This is a genomic window from Streptomyces sp. NPDC020299, from assembly GCF_044387825.1.
GTDB lineage: Bacteria > Actinomycetota > Actinomycetes > Streptomycetales > Streptomycetaceae > Streptomyces.
The window spans coordinates 322,716-347,584 of sequence record NZ_JBIRWL010000008.1 but is presented as its reverse complement, the minus strand read 5'-3'; the positions used below and the strand labels follow the sequence as shown (position 1 = coordinate 347,584).

General features: G+C 73.9%; 16 protein-coding genes. 4 read left to right on the top strand and 12 right to left on the bottom strand.

The features are described 5' to 3' along the window. Positions 1 to 36 precede the first annotated feature (36 nt). Both ACH45E_RS22570 and ACH45E_RS22565 read right to left on the bottom strand, forming a co-directional pair. The gene (locus tag ACH45E_RS22570; RefSeq protein WP_361445796.1) at positions 37 to 1,044 is read right to left on the bottom strand and encodes a Ppx/GppA family phosphatase; all 1,008 of its coding nucleotides are present in this window, start codon (positions 1,042 to 1,044) and stop codon (positions 37 to 39) included. 154 nt (positions 1,045 to 1,198) lie between these two features. Beyond that, complete coding sequence (locus ACH45E_RS22565) at positions 1,199 to 2,701, bottom strand: MFS transporter (RefSeq protein ID WP_361445793.1); 1,503 nt, start codon at positions 2,699 to 2,701, stop codon at positions 1,199 to 1,201. 144 nt (positions 2,702 to 2,845) lie between these two features. On the opposite strand from ACH45E_RS22565, the gene ACH45E_RS22560 reads away from it, so the two are divergent. Further along, a complete protein-coding gene (locus ACH45E_RS22560) occupies positions 2,846 to 3,373 on the top strand; it encodes an SRPBCC family protein (RefSeq protein ID WP_361445790.1) in 528 nt (175 codons plus the stop codon). A gap of 13 nt (positions 3,374 to 3,386) precedes the next feature. On the opposite strand, the gene ACH45E_RS22555 is transcribed toward ACH45E_RS22560, so the two are convergent. The 5 genes from ACH45E_RS22555 to ACH45E_RS22535 all read right to left on the bottom strand — a co-directional run bounded on the left by ACH45E_RS22555 (position 3,387) and on the right by ACH45E_RS22535 (position 10,406). Next, positions 3,387 to 6,203 carry an NHLP bacteriocin export ABC transporter permease/ATPase subunit gene (locus ACH45E_RS22555; RefSeq protein WP_361445787.1) on the bottom strand — a complete coding sequence of 939 codons (2,817 nt, stop codon included), beginning with the start codon at positions 6,201 to 6,203 and terminating at the stop codon, positions 3,387 to 3,389. Between the two features lies 1 nt (position 6,204). Further along, entirely contained in the window at positions 6,205 to 8,427 is a 2,223-nt protein-coding gene (locus ACH45E_RS22550) for an NHLP family bacteriocin export ABC transporter peptidase/permease/ATPase subunit (RefSeq protein ID WP_361445784.1), read from the bottom strand. Further along, entirely contained in the window at positions 8,424 to 9,230 is an 807-nt protein-coding gene (locus tag ACH45E_RS22545) for an HlyD family efflux transporter periplasmic adaptor subunit (RefSeq protein ID WP_361445781.1), read from the bottom strand. Before ACH45E_RS22545 ends, ACH45E_RS22550 begins: the two co-directional genes overlap by 4 nt. A 95-nt stretch (positions 9,231 to 9,325) precedes the next feature. Next, the gene (locus tag ACH45E_RS22540; protein WP_361445778.1) at positions 9,326 to 9,541 is read right to left on the bottom strand and encodes a type A2 lantipeptide; all 216 of its coding nucleotides are present in this window, start codon (positions 9,539 to 9,541) and stop codon (positions 9,326 to 9,328) included. Positions 9,542 to 9,995: 454 nt separating this feature from the next. After that, the gene (locus tag ACH45E_RS22535; RefSeq protein WP_361445775.1) at positions 9,996 to 10,406 is read right to left on the bottom strand and encodes a PaaI family thioesterase; all 411 of its coding nucleotides are present in this window, start codon (positions 10,404 to 10,406) and stop codon (positions 9,996 to 9,998) included. Positions 10,407 to 10,631: 225 nt separating this feature from the next. Here ACH45E_RS22535 and ACH45E_RS22530 point away from each other — a divergent pair, with 225 nt between their 5' ends. Next, a complete protein-coding gene (locus ACH45E_RS22530; protein ID WP_361445880.1) occupies positions 10,632 to 12,116 on the top strand; it encodes a S1 family peptidase in 1,485 nt (494 codons plus the stop codon). A 116-nt stretch (positions 12,117 to 12,232) separates the two neighbouring features. On the opposite strand, the gene ACH45E_RS22525 is transcribed toward ACH45E_RS22530, so the two are convergent. Next, positions 12,233 to 14,389 (bottom strand): SpoIIE family protein phosphatase, encoded by a 2,157-nt coding sequence (locus tag ACH45E_RS22525; protein WP_361445772.1) that lies wholly within the window; start codon positions 14,387 to 14,389, stop codon positions 12,233 to 12,235. 280 nt (positions 14,390 to 14,669) lie between these two features. Between ACH45E_RS22525 and ACH45E_RS22520 the strand changes: the two genes are divergently transcribed. Beyond that, positions 14,670 to 15,278, top strand: coding sequence for a response regulator transcription factor (locus ACH45E_RS22520; protein ID WP_361445769.1), 609 nt, complete (start codon positions 14,670 to 14,672; stop codon positions 15,276 to 15,278). Here the strand turns inward: ACH45E_RS22520 and ACH45E_RS22515 are convergent. From ACH45E_RS22515 to lanKC, 4 genes are all read right to left on the bottom strand, one after another. Continuing rightward, positions 15,255 to 17,456, bottom strand: coding sequence for an ATP-binding cassette domain-containing protein (locus ACH45E_RS22515; RefSeq protein ID WP_361445766.1), 2,202 nt, complete (start codon positions 17,454 to 17,456; stop codon positions 15,255 to 15,257). The two genes, ACH45E_RS22520 and ACH45E_RS22515, sit on opposite strands and share 24 nt — an antisense overlap. Continuing rightward, positions 17,453 to 19,177 (bottom strand): ABC transporter ATP-binding protein, encoded by a 1,725-nt coding sequence (locus tag ACH45E_RS22510; protein WP_361445763.1) that lies wholly within the window; start codon positions 19,175 to 19,177, stop codon positions 17,453 to 17,455. The genes ACH45E_RS22515 and ACH45E_RS22510 overlap by 4 nt, the downstream gene beginning before the upstream one ends. A gap of 108 nt (positions 19,178 to 19,285) precedes the next feature. Continuing rightward, complete coding sequence (locus tag ACH45E_RS22505) at positions 19,286 to 19,399, bottom strand: SapB/AmfS family lanthipeptide (RefSeq protein ID WP_361445760.1); 114 nt, start codon at positions 19,397 to 19,399, stop codon at positions 19,286 to 19,288. 65 nt (positions 19,400 to 19,464) lie between these two features. Further along, on the bottom strand, positions 19,465 to 22,089 hold the full coding sequence (lanKC, locus tag ACH45E_RS22500; protein ID WP_361445757.1) for a class III lanthionine synthetase LanKC: 2,625 nt from the start codon (positions 22,087 to 22,089) through the stop codon (positions 19,465 to 19,467). 261 nt (positions 22,090 to 22,350) lie between these two features. Between lanKC and ACH45E_RS22495 the strand changes: the two genes are divergently transcribed. Beyond that, the gene (locus ACH45E_RS22495) at positions 22,351 to 24,804 is read left to right on the top strand and encodes a SpoIIE family protein phosphatase (RefSeq protein WP_361445754.1); all 2,454 of its coding nucleotides are present in this window, start codon (positions 22,351 to 22,353) and stop codon (positions 24,802 to 24,804) included. Positions 24,805 to 24,869 lie beyond the last annotated feature (65 nt).

The following is a 24,869-nucleotide window of genomic DNA, read 5'->3' as shown; positions in this document are numbered from 1 at the left end:
GACTGTCTCCTTCCGTACGTGGCTCAGTACGCCGGCTCAGGGCGTGGTGCTCGCGACGCGCAGGGGCACCGGTTCGGGGGGCGGGGGCTCCTCGGAGCGCCGGGTGGTCTCCGCCCACCAGGCCGGGCCGTCCTCGATGCGCCGCAACAGGACGCCCTCGCGGATCGCCCACGGGCACAGGGCGACCGCGCCGAGACCGGTCAGCTTCATCACGGTGTGGCCGACCACCGCCCCGGCCAGGCTCTGCGCGGCGCGCGGCGCGGAGATGCCGGGCAGATGGGCGCGCTCGGCGGCGGGCAGGGCGGCCAGCCGGCCGACCGCGTCGCGCAGGTCGGCACGGTGCAGCACCCGCTGCACGAACGGCCCGTGCCGTCCCGGCGGGGCACCGCACAGCCGTCCCAGCTGCTGGAAGGTGCGTGAGGTGGCCACCGCGGAGCGCGGGCCCTCCCAGCGGATCCGGGCGGCCACGTCCCGCAGCTGGTGGCGGACCCTGCGCCGCAGCGCGCGCAGCCGCTCGGCCGAGGGAGGGTCCTCGTCATCGAAGAACTCGCGGGTCAGCCGCCCCGCCCCGAGCGGCAGCGAGGCCACGAAGTCCGGCAGCCGGCCGCGGCCGAAGGCGACCTCGAGCGAGCCGCCGCCGATGTCCAGCACCGCCAGCGGCCCGGCCTGCCAGCCCAGCCAGCGCCGGGCGGCGAGGAAGGTCAGCTCGGCCTCGACCTCGCCGGGCAGGGTGCACAGGTCGACCCCCGTGCCCGTGCGGACGGCCCGCAGGACCTCCGCCCGGTTCGGCGCCGCGCGCACCACGGCGGTGGCGAAGGCCAGCGGTCCCGCCGCCCCCCACTTGGCGGCGGTCCTGCTCGCCGCGGCCACCGCTTCCACCAGTCTCTCCACGTCCTCGTCGGGGATTTTTCCCCCGGGCCCGACCTGCTCCGACAGCCGCAGCCGCCACTTGGCGGTGTGCACCGGCAGCGGCACCCCGCCCTCCGCGTCCGCCACCACGAGCCGCACCGTGTTCGAGCCCACGTCCACCACACTGATCCGCATGGTCTGGCAAGTACCCGCTGAAGCCGTCCCATGCCCTTCGCCGCGTGCGGGAGGGAACGCATACGGCCACCCCGGGCACGCGTGGGGGCCGCCGTCTCCCTGTGGACGGCGGCCCCTCGGACAGATCTGACAGAAGATCGTCAGCCGGCGGCACTCACATGTGGACGACAGGTGCGGCGTCCGCGTCCTGCTCCGGCACTCCCCGCCTGAAGACGAGGAAGCAGATCAGCGCGCCCGCGGCGAAGAAGCCGGCCGACCACCAGAAGGCGGTGGTGTAGCTCTCGATGGTCGCCTGGGCCTGGACCAGCTTGCTGGTGGCGTCCCGGCCGGAGAGGTAGTCGGTCGCGGCGCTCGCCGCGAGGGTGTTCAGCAGCGCCGTGCCGACCGAGCCGCCCACCTGCTGCATGGCGTTGACCGTCGCGGACGCGACGCCCGCGTCCTCGGCCGCCACCCCGCCGGTGGCCAGCTGCATGGCGGGCGGCATGACCAGGCCCAGACCGATGCCGGTCACGACCAGCTGCGGCAGCACCGCGCTCAGGTAGTGCGAGCCGATCCCGAGGCCGGTCAGCCAGGCCATGCCGGCCGCGGCGACCGCGAAACCCAGCGGGACGACCGCCTTCGGGCCGAGCCGCGGCACCAGGACGGTCGTACCGAGCTGGGCCGTCACCATCAGCGCGCCGACCATCGGCAGGAAGGCCACACCGGTCTTGGTGGGGCTGAAGCCCAGGTTCAGCTGGAGGTAGTAGGTCAGGAACAGGAACACCCCGAACATGCCCGCGCCGGAGATCAGTACGGCGAGGAAGGAGGCCGCCCGGTTGCGGTCGGTCAGGATGCGCAGCGGCAGCAGCGGGTGCGCGGCCCGGGTCTGCCACCAGGCGAAGGCCGTAAGGAGCACCCCGCCCGCGATCAGGAAGCCCCAGGTCAGCGGCGAGTTCCAGTCGTGGGTCTCCGCGTTGGAGAAGCCGTACACCAGCGAGAAGAGGCCCGCGGCGACCAGGACGGTGCCCGGCACGTCGAGCTTGGAGTTCGCCGCGTCCCGGTGGTTGGCCAGCAGGGCCTGGCCGCCGGCGAAGGCGAGCACCGCGATGGCCACGTTGACGTAAAGCGTCCAGCGCCAGTCGAGCGCGTCGGTCAGCACACCGCCGAGCAGCAGGCCCACCGCGCCGCCGGCGCCGGCGATCGCGCCGTACACGCTGAACGCCCGCGCCCGTTCCCGGGCGTCGGTGAACGTGGTGTTGAGCAGCGACAGCGCGGCCGGGGCGAGGAGCGCGCCGAAGGCGCCCTGCAGGGCGCGCGCCGTGACCAGCATGCCGAAGCCGTTCGCCGCACCGCCGAGCGCGGAGACGGCCGCGAAGCCGACGACACCTATGAGGAAGGCCGTCTTACGGCCGAACAGGTCCGCGATACGGCCGCCGAGCAGCAGCAGCGAGGCGAACGCCAGCGCGTACGCCGTCACGATCCACTGCCGGTTGCCGTCGGAGAAGCCGAGGTCGGCCTGGGCCGAGGGCAGGGCGATGTTCACGATGGTGGCGTCGAGGACCACCATCAGCTGCGCGAGGGCGACGACCGCGAGGATCCACCATCGCTTCGGCGAGCCGCCGGACGGCGCCTCGACGGTGCCCGGCCGGGCCTCGTCCTTCAGGGTTTTCTGTGACATCGGGGAACCACTCCAGGGAAGTCGTTCGGAGCTTCGGGCAAAGGGGCGTTAAACGAAACGGTTTCGTACACCTACCTGTCAGAGGCTAGACCAGATTCTGCGAAACGGCAAAGTTTCGTTTCGCCGCCGAAGGAGTGATCCGCCATGTCCGCCGAACTCACCGGAACCCGTCTCACGCTGGCCGGCGACCGCCCGGCCGTCCGCTTCCACCGCACCTACGACCACCCGGCCGACCAGGTCTGGCGCTTCGTCACCGACCCCGGCGAACTCGCGCGGTGGTTCCCCTCCCGCGCCGAGATGGAGCTGCGCCCCGGCGGCACCATCCGGTTCAGCGGTGATCCGAACATGCCCGCGTCCACGGGACGGGTGATCGCCGTGGCCCCGCCCCGGCACCTGTCCTTCGAGTGGGGCGGTGACGAACTGCGGTTCGACCTGGAGGACGCCGGCGACGGCCGCACCGGCCTCACCCTCACGGACGTCCTGGCCGCCGCGGACACCACCGCCCGCAACGCCGCCGGCTGGGAGGTCTGCCTGACCGCGCTGGACGCGAGGGCGAGCGGGGCGGGGTCCGCGGGGCCGCACGCCGGGCCGGGCGCGCTGTGGAAGGACTTCTACGACGGCTACGTCGAGGCCGGCTTCCCCTCCGGCGCACCCGTCCCCGGCCTCGACTGACCGCAGGGGCCCCTCAGGCCAGCTGCCGCCGCACCAGCTCGTGCAGCCGGCCGCCGGTGTCCGCGAGGAGTTCGGCGGGCGGGCCCTGCTGGATGACCTTGCCGTCCTCCATCACGATCACCCGGTCCGCGTCCAGCACCGTGGACAGGCGGTGGGCGATGACGATCCGGGTGGCGTTGAGCTTGCGTGTGCTGTCGATGACCGTGCGCTGGGTGTCGTTGTCCAGGGCGCTGGTCGCCTCGTCGAAGAACAGGATCCGCGGGCGGCGGATCAGCGCCTGGGCGATCATCAGCCGCTGCCGCTGCCCGCCGGAGATCGCGCCGCTGCCCGAGACGATCGTGTGCAGGCCCATCGGCATGCGCTGGATATCCTCCGCGAGCCCCGCCAGCTCCGCCGCGGCCATCGCCTCCTCCGGCGTGTACGGCTCGGTGCCGCAGATGACGTCCAGGATCGAGCCGGTGAACGGCTGGGCGTGCTGGAGCACCACCCCGCACTGCCGCCGTACGGCCGACTGGTCGAGGGCGGCCAGGTCCTGACCGTCGTACAGCACGCTCCCGGACACCGGCCTGTCGAAGCCGATGAGCAGCCTCAGCAGCGTGGACTTGCCGCAGCCGCTGGGGCCGACGACCGCCACGAACTCGCCCGGCCGGACCTCGAACGACACGTCGTCCAGGACCAGCGGACCGTCGTCCGCGTACCGGAAGGACAGCCGCCGTGCCTCGACGGCCCCGGACAGCGGCCCCGGCCGGGTGCTCGCGGCGCGCACCTCGGGGGTCGCCTCCAGCACGGGCCTGATCTCCTCGAACAGCGGCAGCGCGGCCACCGCCGAGACGAAGGCACCGGTCAGCTGGGTCACCGAGGTGAGCAGCATGGTCACCGCGGTGTTGAAGGTGAGGAACGCCGCCGCCGACATCGCACCCCTGGCCGGGCCCGCCAGCAGCATGAACATCAGCAGGGTGCACACCGGGAGGTACACCGCGCCCAGCACCGTGGTGAGGTTCTTGATCCGCCCGACCTTCTGCTGCAGCTCGCGGCTGCGCGCGAACTCGCCCGCCCAGGCCGCGTACGCGTAGTTCTCCGCCGCCGCGACCCGCAGCTTCGGCAGCCCGCGCAGAGTCTGGAACGCCTGGTTGTTCAGCTTGTTGCCGAGTACCACCAGACGCCGCTGCCAGCGCACCTGCCACAGGCCGAGCCCCAGGAACACGGCGCCGATGACCACGAGCATGCCGATCGCCGCCATCGCCATCGGCACGCTGTACCAGAACAGCAGGCCGAGGTTCATCGCGCCGACGGTCACCGACTGGGCGACCACCGGGCCGACGCCCGCGAGCAGCCGGCGGATCGCGCTGATGCCCATGGCCGCGCTGGCCAGTTCGCCGGTCGAGCGCCGGGTGAAGAACTTCGTCGGCAGCCTCAGCAGCCGGTCCCAGACGGCCGGCTGGAGCGCGGCCTCGATACGGCCTTCGAGCCGCAGGATGGTCAGGTTCTCCAGCAGCATGAACGCGGCCGCCACCACACTGCTGACCATCACCGCCAGGCAGACCTGGACGATCAGCCCCTGCTGCGCCCTGGGCACGTACTCGCCGAGCACCTTGCCGGTGGCGATCGGCACCAGCGCGCCGATGGCCACCGTCACCAGCCCGGCGAGCAGCAGGTTCACCAGGTCGCCGCGGGTGCCGCGCATGCTGAACCGGAGCAGCCCGAGCGGGCCGAGGTGCCGTTCGGGCAGCGGGCGGTAGAACATCACCGCGCGCGGCTCGAACTCCTCGGCGTTGGCCTTCTCGACCGGCGTCTCCCGGCCGGTCGCCGGATGCACCGCGACATAGCCGCCGCGCCGCCACAGCAGGGCCACCGGCGCCCCCGACAGGGCCCGGTGCCCCACCAGCGGCCCGACGTTCTCCCGCCACCAGCGGCCGTCCAGCCGTACGGCCCTGGTGCGCACCCGGGACGCCAGGGCCACCTGGTCCACCGGGTCGAGACGGTCCCCGCCGGTGCCGCTCTGCGCGGGCTCGGCGAGGGTGATCCCGGCCGCCTCGGCGACCAGCTTGCAGGCCGCGTAGCCGGCGTCGGCGTCGGCGGCCGTGGTGCGCTTGGCCGAGGGCCTGCCGATGGACGCGAGCAGGGTGCGGTCGGCCTGCGCGCGGACCGCCTCACCGGCCTTGATCCCGGCCGCGGTACGCGTCTCGTGGGTGCGCTCCAGCTGCTCGATCCACCGGTCGAGGGTGGTCAGCAGCCGGTACTGCTGGTCGACCATGCTCTGCCACACGGCAGGGTCCATCAGCAGATCGGCGGCGGCCTCGGCGCCGTACAGCGACCCGTACTGCACGCTGCCCGGCGGCACCTGCATCCAGAACACGTCCTCGTCGGTGACCTCGGCCGCCGGGTCGCCGGCCATCGGCGCCTGGAAGAGGACCGACAGGCTGCGGCCGACGCCGAGCGCCAGGGCGTACTCCAGCGGGCTGGTCGTCGGCGGCACGTACTGCGGGTTGCCGTACTCGTCGTACGACCAGGTCTGGGTGGACGCCGGCTGGTACAGCTCGCGCAGCCCGATGCGGTGCACCACGCAGTCGCGCAACGGGCGGGCGACCAGGGTGTGCTGCGGTCCGGGGACCGGGCCGAGCAGCAGCGAGCCCGCCTCCAGCCGGCCGAGGTGGTGCCAGTGGCCCTGCTGCCCGGCGTCCACCGCGAACAGGTCCACGGCACCCGCCGCGACCAGCCACAGCACCTGCGGACCCTCCAGGTCCAGCCGGTTCAGGCCGGTGCAGTCGACGGGTGTGCCCAGCGCGCCGAGCGCGCCGAGTACCAGGTCCCCTTCGGATACGGACGTCATCTCACCGCTCCCTGACCAGCGCGGCGTACGCACCGCCGCGCCCCACCAGCTCGGCGTGCCGCCCGCGTTCGACGACCGTGCCGTGCTGGAGCACCACGATCTCGTCGCTGTCGCGCACGGTGCTCAGCCGGTGGGCGATCACCACACAGGCGCAGCCGCGTCGGCGCAGGTTGTCCATCACGGTCTGCTCGGTCTCCGCGTCCAGCGCGCTGGTCACCTCGTCGAGCACGAGGATGCTGGGCCGCCGCACCAAGGCCCGTGCGATCTCCAGCCGTTGACGCTGCCCGCCGGAGAAGTTCCGGCCGTCCTGCTCGACCTTGCTGTGGATGCCGCCGGGACGGCGCATCACCACGTCGTACAGGGCGGCGTCCCGCAGGGCCTCCACCACGGCGTCGTCCGGGATCGACGGGTCCCACAGGGCCACGTTGTCGCGGACCGAGCCCTCGAAGAGGAACACGTCCTGGTCGACGAAGGAGACGGAGGCCGCGAGCGCGCCCCGCGGGATGTCCTCCAGGCGCTGCCCGTCGATGCGGATCACGCCCTCCCAGGGCGTGTACAGCCCCGAGATCAGCCGCGAGACCGTCGACTTTCCGCTGCCCGAGCCGCCGACCAGCGCGACCTGCCGGCCGGGGCCGACGGTGAGGTCGAAACCGGTGAGCAGCGGCTTGTCGAGAGGGCTGTAGCCGAACGCGATGTTCTCCAGCTCGACGTGCCCGTGCAGGCGCCGGGTGGATTCGCCGCCGCCCGGGCGGGCGTAGAGCGGGTCGGCCTGGAAGTTCTCGACGTCCTTGAGGCGGGCCACGTCGGCCGCGAAGTCCTGGATGCGGCCCGCGACCGAGTTGAGCCGGGTCAGCGGGGCGGTGAAGCGGGTGACCAGCGCCTGGAAGGCGACCAGCAGACCGACCGAGATATGGCCCTCGATGGCCCGCATCCCGCCGATCCAGAGGATCAGCGCGCTGTTGAGGGTGGCGAGCGTCGGGGCGACCACGCCCAGCCAGGCGCTGGGCACACCGAGCCGCTGCTGCTCCTCCAGCGTGGTGGCGTGCTGGCCGGCCCACTTGCGGAAGTAGCCGTCCTCGCCGCCGGTCGCCTTCATCGTCTCGATCAACTGAAGCCCGGTGTACGAGGTGTTGGTCAGCCGCGCGGTGTCCGCGCGCAGCTTGGCGGTGCGGGTGGCGCGCAGCCGTACGACGAACCGCATCGCCACCACGTTGAACAGGGCCACGCCGATGCCGACGAACGTCAGCTGCGGGTCGTAGGTGTACAGCAGCAGCGCGTACAGCACGACCACGATCGCGTCCACGCCGGCCGCCGCGAGGTCGCGGGCCAGGGTCTCGGCGACCTGGTCGTTGGACTGCAGCCGCTGCACCAGGTCGGCCGGGCTGCGCTGGGCGAAGAAGGTCACCGGCAGCCGCAGCAGATGGCGCAGGAAGCGGGCGCTGGAGAGGGTGGAGGAGACGATCCGGCCGCGCAGCAGATTGGCCTGCTGCAACCAGGTCAGGACCACCGTCAGCAGTACGCACGCGCCCATCGACGTGAACAGCACGCCCAGCAGCGAGGTCTGACCGCCGATCAGGAACATGTCGATGTAGGTGCGGCTCAGTGCGGGCACCGCCGCGCCGACCGCCACCAGCAGCAGGCTCGCCAGGACGGCCGCGGGCAGCGTGCCCGCGGTGCCGCGCAGCCGGGCCGGCATCGCGCCGAGGACGCCGGGCCTGCGCCCGCCCCGCTCGAAGTCCTCGCCCGGCTCCAGCACCAGGACGACTCCGGTGAAGCTCCCGTCGAACTCCTCCATGGGCACGAATCGGCGGCCCTTGGCGGGGTCGTTGACGTACACCCCGCGGCGGCCGAAGCGCCGGCCCATGCCGTCGTAGACGACGTAGTGGTTGAACTCCCAGAACAGGATGGCCGGCGCCTGCACCTCGGCGAGGGCCGCCAGGTCCATCTGCATGCCCTTGGCCGTCAGACCGTAACTACGCGCCGCCTTCAGCAGGTTGCTGGCCCGTGAGCCGTCCCGGGAGACGCCGCAGGCGATGCGGAGCTCCTCCAGCGGGACGTGGCGGCCGTGGTGGCCGAGGACCATGGCGAGGGAGGCGGCACCGCACTCGACGGCCTCCATCTGGAGCACGGTCGGGGTACGGACGGCCCGGCCCCGGCTCTTGGGGACCGTGCGCCGGGGCGGCGCGGCCCGGCGTCTGCCGCGGGTCTCCTGGGCGGTGGTCACGGGAGCAGCCAATCGACGGGACGCTGGTCGGACAGGCGGATCGAGCTGGTGGCCAGGGTCATGGAACCGAGCGCGTACGGCGGCCCCCCGGCAGAGCTCCACTTGTATCCGCTCTTGGTGCTGGAGGACTTGTCCAGCTCGACGAGCACGGCCACCGGCCGTCCCTTCTTGGTGAACTGCTCACCCAGCTGGGCGTCCCCGAGGAACGCGGCGATCGACTGGGCGGACTGGGCGGTGCGGTCCACCGACTTCACATGGCCGCGCAGCACCCCGTACTCCTGCGTGGACACCGACGACACGGTCAGGTCGACCGGGGCGTGCGCGGGGATCGAGGCGGCGTTCTCGGCGGGGACGTACACCGTCGCGTACAGCGGGTCGGAGGTGTGGGCGATCTTCTCCACCGCGGCGACGTTCGCGCCGGTCTGGATGATCTGCCCGATGGTGGCGGCCAGCGCGGTGACGCGGCCGGCGGCGACCGTGCGGACGACCGATTCGCCCTGGGCCGTGCGGACCTTCAGGACGGGTGCGTCGGCCCGCAGCCGTTCGCCCTGCTTGGCGAGGACGGCGGTGACCTGGCCCGCGACCGGGCTCTGCAGGACGTAACTGCCCTCGGCGTGCGTGAGGATGGCGGGCGCGCCGACGGTGGAGGCGACCGAGCCGGTCACCGCCCAGACGGAGGCGGCCGCCACGGCGAGGACCGAGACGGACAGCGCGAGCCAGCCCTGGGGCCGGGCCAGCCGCACCGGAAGGTCCAGCTCTTCCGGCGACTGGAGCTTGGCGAGGGCCTGTTGGCGGAACTGCACGGGACTATCCCTCACCTATGGGGTGGGACTGTTACGGCATCGCTGAGTCCCGGAACCGGGAAACGGCTCCGGGACTCAGCGGCAGCGAGGTGCGATCAGAGACCGGCGACCAGGCCGGTGACCGGCGCGGTGTTCAGGCCGGTGACACCCTCGACCGTGCCGATGGCCGTGTCGGCCACGCCGGAAACCGGGGCGATGCCGTTCAGGGCGCCGGTGGCGCTGTTCAGGGCGTTCACGGAAAGGCCGCCGGAGACGTTGTCGAGCTCGGCGTCGGAGATCTCGGCGGTCTGGACCTGGGGGGTGGAGTTCATGGTGGAACTTCCCTTCATATGGATATTTCACAAGGGGGAGCGGCCCCCTCTGGGGGACAGATGGACCGCCGCGACCGCGGGGGCCCGAACGCCCGTTCCGGAAGCCCTGAGCGGCCCCCGCGGTGCGATGGATCAAAGCACGCACGCGGCTCGCGGTTCCAATCAAACTCCGCCCTCACCTGCGCACTTGACCTCCCGTCGGTCTCATCCGTGCAGGTGTGCGCACGGCTTGTCGGCGACTCCTTCACATGCGGCACGGCATCGTCGCGTACGGCCCTTGCCCCGGCCGCGGCGAAACCGGGCACTTAGCGCCAATGGCATGACCCGGGGCGCGCACTTGTGCAGATCTCCCGTACGCCGTGACCCGCTTGGGTAATCGATGTGCAGATTCCCTGAAGCGGGGATTCCGCTCGGTGTTCTGAACGGACCGTTCCCGGACCGTCGCTGAGCGTGTTCAGCCCAGAAGGGCGTACACCGTGCTCGCGTGGGCGGCGAGTCCGCCCGATTCGTCGGTCATCGTGACGTCCGCGAACGCCATCCGGCGGCCCAGCTTGGTCAGTACCGCCGTGATCAGGACATCCGAACCGGTCACCGCCCGCTGGAAGGACGTCGACTGCTGGACCGTCGTCATCGGCACGAAGCCGCCGCGGGCCGCCGACACGGCGACCACCGTGGCCGTGTCGGCCGCCGCCATCAGTGCCTGTCCGGACAGGCCGCCGCCCTCCCTGGCCAGCCGGTCCGACCAGGGCAGACGCAGGACCGCGCGGTCCTCGCCCACCGCCTGCACGGTCAGCCCGAGTTCGAGGACCCAGGGGGCGAAGTCGGCGGAGAGGATCTTGTCGGCTTCGGCGGTGGTCATCGTCATATGGGGGATTGTTCCCGGGCCCGCCCCGCGACACGCGGAACTCAACCTCGTCCGGCCGATTCACCGTCGCGCAAAGGTTTTTGGCAAAAGCAATTGAACGCACCGCGCACCCGGTGCGTATCAACTGCCAACCAGGCGCCCACGATCCACTGCCCCACAGCGGCACTGCCCCACGGTGGCAGACCCCCCGTTCCCAGGAGGTCGAGTAGTTTGAGTCACAAGCGAATGCCGAAGCGCAAGGCCGCGATTGCGGTGGGTGGCGTTGCGGCGCTCGGAGCGGCGGCCTTCCTGCTGCCGATGGCCAACGCGTCCCAGAACGGCGCCTCGGGTGACACCTCCGCCGCCGGCCCGAAGGTGCTCAAGGCGTCGGACGCCTCGGATCTCGCTTCGCAGTTGCAGAAGCTGCTCGGCGACGCCCTCGCCGGCTCGTACTACGACAGCAACAGCAAGCAGCTCGTCGTCAACTTGGTCAGCGGCGACAACAACGTGATCCTCCAGGCGAAGAAGGCGGGCGCGGCCGTCCGCCAGGTCCAGAACAGCACGGCCGAACTCCAGGCCGCCGCCAAGACCCTCAAGGCCAAGGCGACCGTGCCGGGCACCGCCTGGGCGCTCGACCCCAAGACGAACAAGGTCGTCGTCACCGCCGACAGCACGGTCACCGGCGCCAAGTGGGACCGGGTCGAGTCCACGGTCAAGAGCCTCGGCTCCAACATGGCGACGCTCAAGAAGTCCGCGGGCAAGTTCACGACGAAGGTCTCCGGCGGCGACGCCATCTTCTCCCAGGTGCAGAACGGCAACGTCCGCTGCTCCCTCGGCTTCAACGTCACCGCCAAGGACGGCAGCCCCGCCTTCCTGACGGCCGGTCACTGCGGTGTCGCGGCCAAGGACTGGTCCGACTCCGAGACCGGCCAGCCCATCGCCACCGTGGACCAGGCCACCTTCCCGGTCAGCGACTTCTCACTCGTGAAGTACAACGACGCCCAGACCCAGGCGCCCAGCGAGGTCAACGCGGGCAACGGCCAGACCGTCAAGATCACTCAGGCCCAGGAGGCCACGGTCGGCGAGACGGTGTTCCGGATGGGCTCCACCACCGGTCTGCACAACGGCCAGGTGACCGGCCTCGACGCCACCGTCAACTTCCAGAGCGAGACCGACCCGGGCGGCGTCGACACCGTCAACGGCCTGATCCAGACCAACGTCTGCGCCGAGGCCGGCGACAGTGGCGGCTCCCTGTTCACCCAGGACGGCGGCGCGGTCGGTCTCACCTCCGGCGGCAGCGGCGACTGCACCGCCGGCGGCGAGACCTTCTTCCAGCCGGTCACCGCCGCCCTCCAGGCCACCGGCGCCACCCTCGGCGACGCCGGTGCCGGTGCCGGTGCGGGAGCGGGTGCGGGCGACCAGGCGGGCGGCGACCAGGCCGGCGGCGACGCGGTGGGCGGCAGCGCCGACCCGTCCGCTTCGGCGGGCGACCAGGCCGGTGCCGGCGACCAGGCGGGTGCGGGCGACGCGTCCGGCGCGGCGGGTGACCAGTCCGGCGCCACCGCCGACCCGTCCGCGACGGCGGGCGACCAGAGCGGCGCCGACCAGTCCGGCAACGGCCAGCAGTCCGGCAACGGTGAGCAGTCCGGTAACGGCGAGCAGCAGTCCGGCAACGGCGAGCAGTCCGGTAACAACGCCGGCAACGGCTCGTCCAGCACCGAGTCTCACTGACCGGTCCTCGGACAGGCCCACTGACCGGCCTCAACCAGCGGTTCCGGCCGACGGTGACGGCCCGGCCCTCCGGCGGGAGGGCCGGGCCGCGTCGTCGTTCCCGGCCCCTGCTTCCCCTACGGCTCCGGCCGCACCCGCAGCAGCAGCACCGCCACGTCGTCGACCCGGTCCCGGGCGGCGGGGCTGTGCCGGACCAGTTCGTCGGCCAGCCGGTCCAGGGGCAGGTCTCCGGTCTCGGTGAGCAGTTCGCCCAGGTCGGCGAGGGAGTCCTCGATGTCCGTGCCGGGTGACTCGACGAGGCCGTCGGTGTAGAGGACCAGGACGGAGCCGGGGGCGATGGAGACCTGCGTGGTCGGGTACGTCGCCGACGCGTCGATGCCCAGCAGCGGGCCCCCGGCCAGATCCAGCACCCGTACCTTCCCGTCCGGGCGCCTCAGCAGCGGCGGCGGATGCCCCGCCCGGGACATCACGGCCCGCCCGTGCGCCGGATCGAGCCGCAGGTACAGACAGCTCGCGAACAGGTCGGCGCCCAGGTCGATGAGCAGCCGGTTCGTGCCGCGCATGACCTCCTGCGGCGGCTGGCCGACCGTCGTGTACGCGCGCACCCCGGTGCGGATCTGCCCCATCAGCGCGGCCGCGGTCACGTTGTGCCCCTGGACGTCCCCGATGACCGCCGCCGGCAGGGGACGCGCGGGTACCAGGTCGTAGAAGTCGCCGCCGATCTCCATGCCGTGGGTCGCGGGCACATAGCGCGCGGCCGCCTCCAGACCCGGCAGCCGGGCCAGCGAACGCGGCAGCAGGGCCTCCTGGAGGCCGTGCGCCAGCCGGTGCTTGGCGTCGTAGAGCTGCGCCCGCTCCAGGGCCTGCGCGATCAGTCCGCCCAGGCTCGTCAGGACGGCCCGCTCCTCCGCGGGGAAGACGTGCGGTTCGGCGTAGGCGAGGACACAGGTGCCCACCGGCCGGCCGGAGGCGATCAGCGGCAGGTACGCCCAGGCCGCGAAGCCGTCCGGGGCCTGCAGACGATGCGGGTACACGCGCTCCAGCTGCTCCCGGGAGTCGTAGAAGCCGGGCACCCCGCTGGAGAGGGCCTGTGTGCCGGGCGTCCGCTCGCCCAGCGGCACCCCGTGGAACCGCTCGACGACGTGCGGGTCCGCATACCCGCGGTGCCCCAGCACGTGCAGCCGGCCGCCCCGCGAACCGAGCATGGCCAGGGCGGTGCTGCCCACGGCCGGGGCGATCTCGTCCGCGACCAGCTGGACGACGTCCTCCACACCCGCCGCCTCGGTCAGCGCACCGGCCAGGCTCAGCACCGTGGAGATGGTCACCAGCCGGGACGGGCCCGCGTCGCCGGACCTCGGCGTGTCCCGCGCCAGCTCCGCCACCGCCCGGGCCCGGCTGATGCGCACGCTCAGCCCGGTCGTGCTCGGGTACAGCCGGAACGACAGCCAGGTACCCGGCGGACGCAGCGCCACGAACGACGTGATGTGCTGGCTGATCAGCGCGGCCCGGTAGCGGTCCTCGTACATCGGGTCGTTCAGCCAGGGCACCGACGCCCACGGCTGGGTGCCGAGCAGTTCGCCGACCGGCTTGCCGAGCAGTTCGCCGGCCGCCTCGTTCGCGAAGGCGATCCGGCCGTGCAGGTCGAGCGAGACCAGCCCGTAGGGCAGCCGCGCCACCATCAGGGCCGCCTCCACCGTGCCCAGTGTCCCCGCCACACCGGTCAGCGGGGGCGCCGCCAGCAGATCGGGTTCGCGGCGGGGCGGGCGGTCCGCCCGCGCGGCCCGCTCCAGACGCCTCGCCAGCCGGTCACAGGCCGCCGTCAGATGCTCCCGCTCCCAGTCGGACAGGGCCGGCGGGTGCGAGCCGGGCCAGGTCACGAAGACGGAGCCGTACACGGTGTCCGCGGTGGCCACGGGTACGGCGGCCAGCGCGAAGGGGTACGGCAGCACCACCGCGATGCGCGGATAGCGGCGCGCCATGTCCTCCTCGCCGCCCACCCACACCAGCCGCCGCTCGCGCACCGCCTCGGCGACCGGGATCGGCGCGCTCAGCCCCACCCGTTCCCAGGGCGCCGCGAACGCCCGGGGCAGTCCCGCCATCACGGCCATCTCCAGCACCGGCTGATCGGGGGCCAGCAGGTACACCGCTCCCGAGTGCGCGTGGACCTCGTCCATCATCGCGGCCAGTGCCACCGACAGCACCGGCTGCCCGACCCGCGCCTCGGCGGCGGCCGGTGCCTGCCCGGACGTCTGCCCGTCGGACACGCCGACCACCTCCTCGCACGGCCGCGCGTCGCATCCCGGAGGTCAAGGCTCCCTCGCGGCCGCTTCCGGCGCACGGCGAATCGCCCCGGCCGGGCCGGGTGCCTTCGTGTACCCCGTCCGCACCGGACCATGCCCCCACAGTCGATGCGCGGGGCGGCGTACGAGCGCCCTGTATGCGCCCCCGCGCACCCCGATGGCCGGTTCTTCGCGCCCACGAGCTGTCATGCCCGCCAACAATGGGGCACGCGCTCAACACCTGGACGAAGTACGGCGAGCCGAAGGGGCGGCAGTGATCGGAGTGCTTCTGGTGCACGACACGTGTCTGGTGCGATCGGTCCTGGCGGAGTGGCTGCGCCGGGAACCCGAGATGCGGGTGGAGGACACGTCGTGGCGCGGCGCGTCCGCACGGGTGCGGTCCTTACGGCCGGACGTGTGCGCGGCCGATCTGGAATACGAGGACGGCTTCGGTGTGCCGCCGCTGGGCGAACTGTGCCCGCGGGGCGCTGGCTCCGTGCCGCCACGCCTGCTCGTGCTGGCCGGCAGGAACCGGCCCGGGCTGCTGAGACGGGCGGTCGAGGCGGGGGCGCTCGGCTACGTCGACAAGGAGGGGGCGCCGGAGAGACTCGTGCGCGCGATCCGGCGGGTCGCCGAGGGGGAACGTTTCGTCGACGACTCGCTGGGCTTCGGATTCCTCAAGGCCGCGCAGATGCCGCTGACGCGGCGCGAGCTGAGCGTGCTGTCGCTGGCGGCCGGGGGAGCGTCCGTCGCGGAGATCGCCGGGAGCCTGCACCTGTCCCACGGGACCGTGCGCAACTACATGGCGGCGATCACCCGTAAGACCGGGGCTCGCAACCGGATCGACGCGATCCGTATCTCACAGGGGGAGGGCTGGCTGTGACGGCCCGGCGGCCGGCGCGGGGGTCCAGCCGCCGACCAGGTCCCGGTACAGCGGGGAGGCCGTGAGCAGCTCGTCGTGCGTGCCGTGCGCCGTGCGGCGGCCGTCCATGACCAGGATCCGGTCCGCGCGGCGCGCCGAGCTGATGCGGTGCGCGACGACCACCAGGGTGCCGCCGGGGCGCCCGGCGAAGGCCCGCTCCGCGCGCGCCTCCGCCTCCGGGTCGAGGTGACAGGTCGCCTCGTCCAGCAGCGCGAGCGGCGCGCGGGAAAGATACGCCCGGGTCAGCGCGATCAGCTGCCGCTCGCCGGCGGACAGCGCCGCCGGCTCGACCGGCGCGCGGGGCCCGCCCAGGGTCTCGAGGACCGGCGTGAGCCCGACCGCGTCGGCGGCTGCCAGCAGCTCCGCCTCCGGCACCGGGTCGGCGCGGAACTGCCCCAGGTTCTCGGCGAGGGTGCCGGTGTGGACGTACGCCTCCTGCGGGATCAGCACCCGCCGCGCGCTCGCCCCCTCACTCGGTACGGGCTGCCCGTACACCCGGATCGCCCCGCTCCCGGGTGCCAGCAGCCCCGCGACCAGGGCGGTCAGCGTCGACTTCCCGATCCCGCTCGGCCCCACGACAGCGAGGTGCCCCCCGTCCGGCACGCGCAGGTCCAGTCCGCCGATCACGGGTTCACTGGCGGGACCGTAGGCGAAGGTGACGGAGGCCAGCGCGAGGGCGTCCGGGCACGCGGCCCGCACGGGCTGGCCGCCGGGGCGGGCGTGGGGGCCCGAGAGGCGGGAGTCCGCAGCTCCCGAGTACGCGTGTGCCGCTCCGGTGCCGGCGTCCGCCGCTCGCGTGTCCAGCTCTTGGGTTTCGGTGTCCGGTGTTCCGCGCGGGAGCCCTCCCGCTTCGGGCCCGCCCGTGAAGACCCCGGCGGGCCCGGCCCCGACGGGGTCCAGGGGGCGGAGCCCGTGGTGGGGTGCGGGGGCGTGGTCCCGCAGGGGCCGGGCGGGGCCGGCCCTGGCAGCCGGGTCTGTGGTCCAGGGGTCCCTGGGTGTCGACGGGCGTGGTTCCGGTCGGTCCTGTGCTTCCTCGGGCTTGCCACGGAAGGCCCCGGCGGGCCCGGCGGGACCCAGGGGTGCGGCCGTGCCGGGGTCCAGGGGGCGGAGCCCGTGGTGGGGTGCGGGGGCGTGGTCCCGCAGGGGCCGGGCGGGGCCGGCCCCGGCAGCCGGGTCTGTGGTCCAGGGGGCCCCGGGTGTCGACGGGCGTGGTTCCGGTGGGTCCTGTGCCTTTCCCGGAGGGGCCAGGCGGCGCAGGACCACCGTCAGCCGGGAGCCGCTGGTGCCGAGGCCGTGGATGAGGTTCTGGAGGGCGGGGAGGAGGGACTGGGTGACGTAGGCCAGGGCGCCGACGAGGGCGCCGGGGGTGACGTCGTGGGCGAGGAGCCAGGGGGCGGTGGCCAGGAGGAGGACGACGGGCAGCTGGCCGCCGAGGGCCAGGGCCGCCACCCGCAGGACGCCGAAGCGGGCCAGGGAGCGGGCGGCCAGCAGTTCGGCGTCGACGCGGGCCCGCAGCCCGGTGCCGGTCTGTGTCTCCGCGCCGGCCGCCGTGACGTCGCGCAGCCCGGGGCAGACCGTGCCCCAGTGCTCGGCGAGGGTCTCGTCGGCGACGAGGAAGGCCTCCTGCCGCCGGGCCAGCGGACGCAGCGTCACGGCGAACAGGCAGACCCCGGCGAGCAGCGGCGGCGCGACCACCAGCAGCAGCCGCGGAGACAGGGAGAAGAGACCGGCGAGGGCACCCACCGCGGTGAAGACGAACGAACGCGAGACCATCACCAGCCCCGCGAGGGTGTCCCGCGCGATCTCCACCTGCTGGGTGAGCCCGGACAGCGCCGCCCCGTCCGCCTCCCGCACCCCGCGCGCCACCACCCGCTCCACGAGCCGGTCCCGCACCGGCTCGACCAGCGCGGCGACGGCCCCGTACACCCGCCCGGTCCCGAACGCCCCGACGGCCACGCCCAGCGCCGCCACGCCGAGCCACAGCAGTCCGGCCCGGGCCCGGCCGGCCAGGAACCCCTCGTCCAGGGCCCGCGCGAGCGCGTACCCGACCAGGAAGGTCTGCCCGGCCTCCAGCACCGACCAGCCGGCCAGCCGGACCAGCACCCGCCATCGCAGCAGTCCCAGTGTCCGTACCGTCACCGTGGCTGTCCCTCCTCGATGCCGAACACCGCCCGGTACGCCGGGTCCCGCCACAGCCGCGTGTGCGGCCCGACCGCGCGCAACCGCCCCCCGTCCAGCCAGGCCACGGTGTCGGCGCGGGCCGCCGTCGCCGCGCGGTGGGCGACGAGCAGCCGGGTGGGGCCGCCGTCGCCGGTCAGCAGGGCCTCGGTGACCTGGTGCTCGGTGACCGTGTCGAGGCTGGAGAGGGCGTCGTCGAGGATCAGCAGCCGCCCGCCGTGGGCGAAGGCCCGGGCGAGCCCGAGGCGCTGGGACTCGCCGCCGGAGCGAGGGGCGTCCCGGCAGGCGGTGGCGTAACCGCTCGGCAGCCGGCGTACGAACGCGTCGGCGCGGGCCCGGCGGGCGGCGGTGCGGACCCGGTCGAAGGGGAGGGCGGGCCGGCCCAGGGCGATGGTGTCCTCGATGGTCGTGCCGAGCAGGGCGGGGCGCTCGAAGGCGTAGGAGACGGCCGCCCGCAGGTCGTCGTGCGCCAGCTCGCGCAGCGGCACGCCGTCGAGCAGCACCTCACCGGCGTCCGGGTCGGCCAGCCGCCCGGCGAGGGCCGCGAGCAGGGACTTGCCCGCGCCGGAGCGGCCGACCACCGCGAGCGTCGTGCCCCCGGGGACGTCCAGGTCGACGCCGTCGAGCACGGTGCGCCCGCCGCGCCGGGCGGTGACCCCGCACAGCCGAAGGCACCCGGGGCCGGGTGGCAGCCGGCGTGTGCCGGGCGTAGGCGCGGGCTCGGCCAGCACCTCGCCCAGTCGCCGCGCCGCCGCCCGGGCCCGGGACAGCGCCGCGACCCGCCCGACGAGCACTCCCACACCGCCCGCGAGGACGGCGTACCGGGAGGCGGCGAGCACCTCGCCCACGGACAGCCGGTGCCGGGTCAGCAGGAACCCGGCCACGGCGACGACGGCCAGCTGCAGCAGCGGCGCCACGGCCACCGCCCGCGCCGCGGCCCGGCCCTGCACCCGCCACATCCGGTGCCCCGCGCGGGACAGTTCGGGCAGTGGCCGCAGGATCCGCGCCGTCTCGCGCTCCTCGGTGCCCGCCGCGCGGATCGTGCGGGAGCCGCCGACCGCCTCCGCCAGGGCCGTCGCGATCCCGCCCTGCACCCGCTGGTAGTCCGCCGCGCAGCTCGAGGTGTCGCGGGCGAAGGCGCGCAGCAGCAGCGCGAGGAGTGGCGCGCCGGCGAGCAGGACGGCCGCCAGCCGCCAGTCGATCAGGCCGAGCGCCACCACACCCCCCACGGGCCCGGCGAGCGCGGCGAGCAGCGCGGCGAGGGCGCCGGGCGCCGTCCCGGCCTGCGCCCCGCCGCCGACCAGACGGGCGACGAGGTCACCGGGGCCGAAACGGTCCGTGGCGCGCGGGCCCAGCGCCAGCACGTGCCCGGCGAACCGCCGCCGCAGCCACGCCGTGACCCGCGCGTCGACCGTGCCGGCCAGCACGCTCTCGCACCCGTCGAGGACGGCCAGCGCCACCACCAGCCCCGCGCAGCACCACACCCAGCGGGCCGCCGCGCCGTGCGCCAGCAGCAGGTCGACGGTCCGGCCCAGTACGGCCGGAAGCAGCAGACCCGCGGCGGTGCCGGCGCAGCTCACCGCGCACAGGGCGGCGCAGCGGCCCGCGTCGTGCCGGGTCGCCCCGCGCAGCAGGGCGCGGGTCGGGGCGGCCACCGGGTCGTCGTCGGCGCGGGTCGTCATCGGACTGCGGGCCTCCCATCGAGGAGGAGACAAAGAGGCAACGGGTGTAGCCCCGGGCGGTCCCCCTCCCGTGGGAGAGGGCCGCCCGGAGCAGGGGTGCGGTGCGTGTCAGAGACAGAGGATGACGCTCGCCGCCGAGACGCAGGACAGCAGGCTGGCCGTGCTCGCGCCGCCGCCGTTGTGCTCGTCGGATTCCATGGTCTGCAGGTCGAGGAGTGCCATAGCGGTGCCCTTTCGGTCGGTTGTGCTTCGGTTCCCTTGCATCCCTCGGTGGGGACGGGGTTGTGTCACGACTCCGTCAGATCGCGGAGCCGCGTGGTGGTGGCCGCCGGTGGCGGCGGGAGGAACGGCAGACAGGCGGGGTGCTCGTCGTCGAGGGCCGCCGCGAGCGCGAGCAGGCACCCGGCCGTTCCGGTGGCGAGGTCCATGGACAGCCGCATCATCTGGTGCCCTGGGAAGGCCAGTTGGCCCTGGTAGGGCATGGCGAACCAGCCCAGCCCGGCGATCTGCTCGCCGAGCCGGGACGGTGTCGCGCCCGGCGCGGTGGTGCGGCTGAGGTGGAGGACCATTCCGGCGCGGCCCTGGAAGAGGCCGGGCTGCGCGTAGAAGCGGGAGGTGGCGGCGGCGAGGATGCCGGTCCGGGCCCGCTCGAACTCCCCGGTGTCGCCGGTGGCGTGGGCGAGGAAGTCGTCGAGGACCAGGCCGATGCCGGCGCTGCCGTCGCCGAGGTAGGGCAGCGTCCGCCAGCCCTCGTCCACCTCCAGGCCGCCGGTCCTGTCCTGCACCACGCAGCGCGCCAGATCGCGGCGCAGAGCCTCGGCGGCGGCCGCCAGCAGCCGGGGCTCGCCGGTCGCCTCGTAGCGCCGCAGCAGGAACAGCGCCGGTCCGGTGGCGCCCCGCAGCAGCCCCGCCCGCCGTTTGGGGCTGTCCGGGACCGGTTCGGCGAGGCGGTCGACGAGGAGGTCCGCGGCCTCGGCGGCCCGCTCGGCGAGTTCCCGCTCGCCGGTCGTGCGCGCCAGCCCGTCCAGGACCAGGCCGAGGCCGGCCAGTCCGCCGTGCAGGTCGGAGGAGAGGCGCTGCCATCTCTCCTGAAGGATGACGTCGACCAGGTCCAGGGCGCGCTGCCGGTGCCCGAGCCCGTCGAGGACGTGGGCGACGCCCGCGAGACCGTCGTACAGACCGAGCGGGGTGCCGGGCGGCGGCGGTGCGGTGCGGGCCAGCAGCCAGCGCTCGCCCTCCTCGTGGCGGCCCGCGCCGGTCTGGGCCAGCGCGTACAGCACGCCCGCCGCGCCGTGTGCGAGGCCGAGTCCGCCGCCGTCGTCGAACTGCGCGATGTCGCCGGGGAAGAGCCGGTCGTCGCGCTCCGGCGTGGCCGAGGCGAGGATCGCCTTGACCATGGAGTCCCGGCTGTACGGCCAGTCGCCGGGCTCCACCGGCTGGATCGGCCCCACCGCGCGGGCCGCGCCCGCCGTGTCCCGGGTGATCTCCGCGACCGCCTCGTCCAGGAAGACGCGCGGCACGTCCGGGAACTGCTCGGCGACGACCTCGGCGAGATGGGCCGCCTTGCCCCGGTCGACCACGAACAGCGTGGTCACGGGCAGGAACAGGGCCAGCCGTAAGCAGGCCAGCGCATAGCGGTCGACGTCCTTGCCGCGGCGGTCGGGCGGTGCGAAGAAGCCGGGGTGGGCGACGACCTGGCGGCCCATCTCCTCGGCCGGGGCCGCGGCCTCGAAGTCGATGAGGAACACCGACTCCTCGTCGGGCGCGACCATGATGTTGAAGACGTGCAGGTCGTTGAAGACCAGCCCGCGCGCGTGCACCGCCTCCACGGCCCTCTCCACCGCCCGGTGGATGCGCAGCGCCCACGCCGTGTAGTCGGCGACGGCCTTCGGATCCGGGTCCGCGGTCAGCAGCGGGTGCCGCTCGGCGAAGAAGGAGTTGAGCGGCCGCCCCTCGAGGAAGTCCATGACCAGGAAGCTGTGCTCGCCGAGGGTGAACCAGTCCCGCACCTCGGGCACCACTCCGGTCCCGGCGACCCGTTCCAGCGCGGCCTTCTCGCGCTCCAGCCGCGCCACCGCGTCCGCGCCGTCCGCGGCGAGCCCCGCGTGCGGCCGCCCCTCCTTGAGCACCACCCGTCGTCCGTCGCGGGTGTCGGTACCCGCGTACACGCCGCCGCCGTTGGAGAAGTGCAGCGCCTTCTCGATGCGGTACGGCAGTTCGCCGACCGTCGTGGTGTTGCGGGCCGCGAGATGCGGCTCGAGGAAGGGCGGCAGGGTCACCCACTGGGGGACCTGGAAGGACGGCGCCCGCCGGTCCGGCACCAGCCGGCCCTCGCCGTCGCGCACCGCCAGGACCAGCGAGCCGCGCTCGTCGACGACATAGGCGCGGGCGAAAGCGCCGTAACGGACGTACAGCGGACCGTCGTGCCAGCGCAGATCGGTCAGGATGTACGGTCCCTCGAAACCCGCGAGCAGTTCCCCGAGCTCGTTCAGCACCCGGCGCAGCTGCTCCTCGTCGGCCGGGTAGACGGTGACGAACTTGCCGCTGGCGTCGCGGCCCGCGTACTTGGCGTTGCGCAGGTGCAGCAGATGCGGGGCCGGCACGAACTTGAACGGGATGCGGCGCGGCACGCAGTAGTCCCACACGATCTCCGCGATCCGTTCCGCGTCCGCCCGCGTCGCCGAGGCATGGATCTTCCAGCCCTGCGCGGGCGACGGCAGCGGCGCGCCGTCCGCGTCGAGGGGAGTCAGCGTCAGCCAGTCGCCGGTGCGCCCGGTGTGCCAGCCCTCCGGGACCTCACGCCGCGCCGTGTCGTACAGCGGCGCGGCGTCCGGACCGGCCGCGGACAGCCGGTCGGGCGTGTCGTAGAAGTGCCTGTCGGCGAGCGCGTACACCTCGTACCGCTTGTCCATGCCTTCCCCTCCTCGGCCCGCGACTCCTCGGCCCGCGACTCCTCGGCCCGCGACTCCTCGGCCCGCGACTCCTCAGGCCGCGACTCCTCGGCCCGCAACGAACTTCCCAGGCACCCGGTGGTCGCGGACAGTCACCGCTGTCACGAGATCGCCGTGCGGAACGCATGCGTCAAGACATGTTCGGTGCGTTTCGAGCGCCGGCCGGCCCCGGGCTTCCCCGAAACGTCACAGGGGCTGCGCAGGGCCTTCATAAGCGCTGTAATGGCGAACGTGGTCAGTGAGGGTGCGGCGGTGCGCGGAACGAGAACGGAGCGTGCCGAACTTGCCCTTGAAACGGTCGCCGCCGATCTTGGTTCTCCCGACCGGCTGCGCCGCGTCCTCGAACAGGCCCTCGTCTTCGCCGGTGCGGCGTTCGCCGCCGTGTACGCGCCCGGCGAGAACGGCGTGTCCCTGTGCCTGCTGGAGTCGGCCGGCCTGCCGCGCACGCTGTACGGGCTGCGCGACAGCTATCCCGCCGCAGGCCGGTCCCCGGCCGCCGAGGTCCACCGCGCGGGGCGGCCGGTGTGGCTCGGACCCGAGGAACTCGCCGGCTGCCCCGAGGCACGGCGCACGCCCTACCCGGACTTCTCCCTGGCGGCCCTGCCGGTCCCCATGGACGCCGGCGGCTGTCTGCTCGCCGTCACCGAGAGCCCCGGGGGCTTCGGCACCGAGGACCGCGCCTGCCTGGAACTGATCGCTCAGGCCGTCGCCTGGCGCGCCCCGGCCCGCGCCGCGGACACCGGCGAGCTGCCCGCCGACGCCTTCAGCCTGGCCATGGACACCGGCCGGATCGAGGTAGGCGACGGGATCCTGGAGCTGTTCGGGATCGACCGGGCGGAGTTCGACGGCAAGGTGGAGACCCTGCTCGGCCGGACCGTACCGGAGGACCTGCCCGCGCTGATGTCGGCCGTCGAGGCCGACCACATGTCCATCGGCGACCGTGAGCTGGAGTTCCGCATCCTCCAGCCGTCCGGCTCGCCGAAGTGGCTGCGGCTGCGCGGCCGGCTGCTGCCCGGCGGCGAGGGGGTGCCGGCCCGCCTGGCCGGCACCGTCGCGGACGCCTCCACCCTGCGCTCCGACGTCACCGACGTGGCCCGCATCCAGCGCCTCGCCGCCGCGCTCGCCACCGCAGGCACCGTCAAGGACGTCAGCCAGGCCGTGGTCGCCGCGCTGCGCAGGCCGCTGCACGCCGACCGGATCGCCCTGGCCGAGCTGGAGAACGACCGCCTGGTGGTCACCGTCCTCGACCCGCCCGAACCGGAGGTCTGGCCGGAGCTGTGGCGCACGGAGTGGCGGACCGAGTGGCCCGACGCGCCGGTCCGGGCGATGCCCACACTGGCCGCCGCCCTGCGCGAGGGCCGCATCCACATCTGGCCCGCGGGCACCTCCCTGGAGCCCGCCCTGGCCGAGGTCGGCCCCGGCGGCCTCGCCGTCCTGCCGCTGCCCGCCGGGGGCCGGATGGCGGGCGCCTGCCTGATCGGCTGGGACCACCCGCACGACTTCGGCCCCGACGAACGTGCCCTGCTCACCGCCGCGGCGACGCTGGCCGGGCACGCCCTGGTGCGCGCCCACGCCTTCGACGCCGAGCACGAACTGGTCGGCATGCTCCAGCGCACGCTGCTGCCGCGCCGCCTGCCCAAGCTGCCCGGCGGGGCCGCCGTCGCCCGCTACCTGCCCACCACCGCCGGGCTGGAGGTCGGCGGCGACTGGTACGACGTGATCCCGCTGCCCGACAACCACGTGGCCCTGGTCATCGGCGACGTACAGGGCCACAACGCGGGCGCCGCGACCCTCATGGGCCAGATGCGCACCGCCCTGCGCGCGTACGCGGCCGAGGGGCACCCGCCGGACGTGGTGGTCTCCCACGCCAACCGTCTGCTGCTGGAGCTGGAGACGGACCTCTTCGCCACCTGCGCCTACCTCGACGTCGACATGGAGGAGGGCTCCGCCTGGTGCGTGCGGGCCGGACATCTGCCACCGGTGCTGCGTCTCCCGGACGGCTCGACCACCGTCGTGGAGGCCGAGGGCGGCCCGCCGCTCGGCGTGCTGGCCCAGGCCGACTTCCCCATGACCCCGCTCCGGCTCCAGCCCGGCACGGTGCTCGCGCTGACCACGGACGGCCTGGTGGAGTCCGCCGAGGAGGACATCGACGCCGGGCTGGACCGGCTCGCCCGCGACCTGGCCGCCTCCGACCCCGCCCACCTCGGTCTCGTCGCCGACACACTGCTCACCGGCGCCCACCGCGAGGACGACGTCGCCCTGCTGCTGATGCGCTACGACGGCATGGCCGTACGCCCGCTCAGGGAGGGCTGGACGGTGTGGCGGGTCCCGGAGGCCGTCCGGCACGCCCGCCGCTTCACCCGGCGCACCCTGCGCGCGTGGGAGGTGCCCGCCGAAGACCTCGACACCGTGCTGCTGGTCGTGTCCGAGCTCGTCACCAACGCCCTGGTGCACACCGACGGCCAGGTCCGCCTGGACCTCACCCTCGTCAGCCGGCGGATGCGCGTCGCCGTCACCGACGCCTCGCCCCGCTCCCCGATGAAGCCCACCAGCGTCGGCTGGGAGGCCACCGGCGGACGCGGCATCCTCCTCGTGGAGGCCGTGTCGGCGGCCTGGGGCACGCTCCCGGTCAGCGGCGGCAAGCAGGTCTGGTCCGAACTCGCGCTCGACGGCTGACGGCGGGCCCCCGCCACACGGGTGCGCGTGCGGATGCCTACGGCAGGTCGCCGGGGTCCGTACCG

Coding starts and splice junctions, on each gene's coding strand:
- ACH45E_RS22570 (WP_361445796.1), bottom strand. CDS start 1,044: ATGCGGATCAGTGTGGTGGACGTGGGCTCGAACACGGTGCGGCTCGTG.
- ACH45E_RS22565 (WP_361445793.1), bottom strand. CDS start 2,701: ATGTCACAGAAAACCCTGAAGGACGAGGCCCGGCCGGGCACCGTCGAG.
- ACH45E_RS22560 (WP_361445790.1), top strand. CDS start 2,846: ATGTCCGCCGAACTCACCGGAACCCGTCTCACGCTGGCCGGCGACCGC.
- ACH45E_RS22555 (WP_361445787.1), bottom strand. CDS start 6,203: ATGACGTCCGTATCCGAAGGGGACCTGGTACTCGGCGCGCTCGGCGCG.
- ACH45E_RS22540 (WP_361445778.1), bottom strand. CDS start 9,541: ATGAACTCCACCCCCCAGGTCCAGACCGCCGAGATCTCCGACGCCGAG.
- ACH45E_RS22535 (WP_361445775.1), bottom strand. CDS start 10,406: ATGACGATGACCACCGCCGAAGCCGACAAGATCCTCTCCGCCGACTTC.
- ACH45E_RS22530 (WP_361445880.1), top strand. CDS start 10,632: ATGCCGAAGCGCAAGGCCGCGATTGCGGTGGGTGGCGTTGCGGCGCTC.
- ACH45E_RS22510 (WP_361445763.1), bottom strand. CDS start 19,177: ATGACGACCCGCGCCGACGACGACCCGGTGGCCGCCCCGACCCGCGCC.
- ACH45E_RS22505 (WP_361445760.1), bottom strand. CDS start 19,399: ATGGCACTCCTCGACCTGCAGACCATGGAATCCGACGAGCACAACGGC.
- lanKC (WP_361445757.1), bottom strand. CDS start 22,089: ATGGACAAGCGGTACGAGGTGTACGCGCTCGCCGACAGGCACTTCTAC.
- ACH45E_RS22495 (WP_361445754.1), top strand. CDS start 22,351: ATGGCGAACGTGGTCAGTGAGGGTGCGGCGGTGCGCGGAACGAGAACG.